Origin of the sequence: Shewanella sp. MSW (assembly GCF_007636515.1) — a bacterium.
Classification (GTDB): Bacteria; Pseudomonadota; Gammaproteobacteria; order Enterobacterales; family Shewanellaceae; genus Shewanella; species Shewanella indica.
This window is the reverse complement of record NZ_LVDR01000039.1, coordinates 1-1,420: the sequence shown is the minus strand read 5'-3', so window position 1 is coordinate 1,420 and position 1,420 is coordinate 1. Positions and strand designations below refer to the sequence as shown.

Here is a 1,420-nt window from a genome sequence, read left to right as displayed (position 1 = left end):
CGTTGAAAGGACTCAAGAGCCTCTTTTCTTCGACCCTGTCACGTCTTTCGCGTTGCCGCTGTGCCGTGTCAGTGGGAGCGCATTATAGGGAGCCTAAACTTTTGTGCAAGGGCTTTTTAAAAGAAAAAACCACTTTATTGACTGACTGTAGAAACCCCGCTCAACCACACAGCTTACCTACCAATTAACCACAGACTTATCCACAAACTGACTTGTATAAGCAATTCTGCTAGTCAGACTCAGGAGAAAGATTCATCCCATGTAATACACCTCATTAGCCATGAAACCAGTCAGAAATAATTGAGATTCAGCATAATTGCTGAAATGTTTTCTCATCCCGTACAGGGTTGTGCCTAAATTCATAGCCTAGAAACAAGAATCCCCAAGTTTAGCTGCACGGCTCAGCGACTTTGAGTACCCGGCATCTTCATACATGCCGATGATAAAATAACTGCGCCAACTAACTTAGCAATCACATAGCTATATTTTTAGTCTGGGGCAACTTAGAGCATTAGTGAATAGCTATAGATAAACGATTAATACCTACCACTCTTCATTAGCTCAGTTGCGGCCGCTGCATTTATCAAGAATACGCACGGACAACTATGTCCTTAACAGCCCTGCTGGGTGCGAGTCGAACTAGTATTAATACTTGGGTCGCAAATTACCTGGCTGATGGGCTCAATGGTTTGCTTGATAAACCTAAACCCGGACAACCCAATCAACTCTCTCATCAATTAGAGCAACTTAAAAAGTTTATCGAGAAAAATGCCATCAAGCAGGATGGTGGACGCTTAATAGCTGAAGATATCAGAGTTTATATCGGTAACGACCTGCATGTGAGCTATAGCTTGACCAATGTGTACCGCTTACTCCATGCGCTTGATTTCAGTCTCATCCCGGGTCATCTTCCACTTGAGCGTGTGGATGTGTGGTTCCAAGACGAAGCCAGATTTGGCCAAAACGACAAGACTTTGGGCAAAACGGAGTAGCCGTCCCCGTGCCGTCGAACAGCAGCAATTTGATTATGGGTATCTGTTTGGGGCAGTCTGCCCAAGTAACGGTAAAACGGAAGCATTGATTACGCCCTTGGTCAACAAAGATGCCATGATGCTTCACCTTGACTCACTTTGATTAAGTTGCCCACTTATTCCCCAGAGCTGAACCCAATGGAGCAAGTTTGGCAATGGCTCAGACAACACTGTCTTTCCAACCGAGTATTCGATTGCTACGATCAAATTGTTGAGTAAGTATCCCGAGCCTGGAATACCTTCATTGAGGATACTGGTCGGGTGAAATCTCTGTGCTCCAGGGGCTGGATAGAGCAGGGACTGGATAAATCTGACCAGATAAACCAGTCGAGCCATTCTCAACATATCCACAGCACCATCTCACATGGGGGCGAAAGACATCTGCTCAT

The 1,420-nt window shown here is 45.2% G+C and carries 2 pseudogenes; both read left to right on the top strand.

Annotated elements, in window-relative coordinates:
• Nucleotides 1-605 precede the first annotated feature (605 nt).
• A pseudogene (locus AYI96_RS20215) lies at nucleotides 606-863 on the top strand (helix-turn-helix domain-containing protein); the annotation flags it as partial.
• A gap of 36 nt (nucleotides 864-899) precedes the next feature.
• Nucleotides 900-1,319 (top strand): annotated as a pseudogene (locus AYI96_RS20720) (transposase); the annotation flags it as partial.
• Between the last annotated feature and the right edge of the window lie 101 nt (nucleotides 1,320-1,420).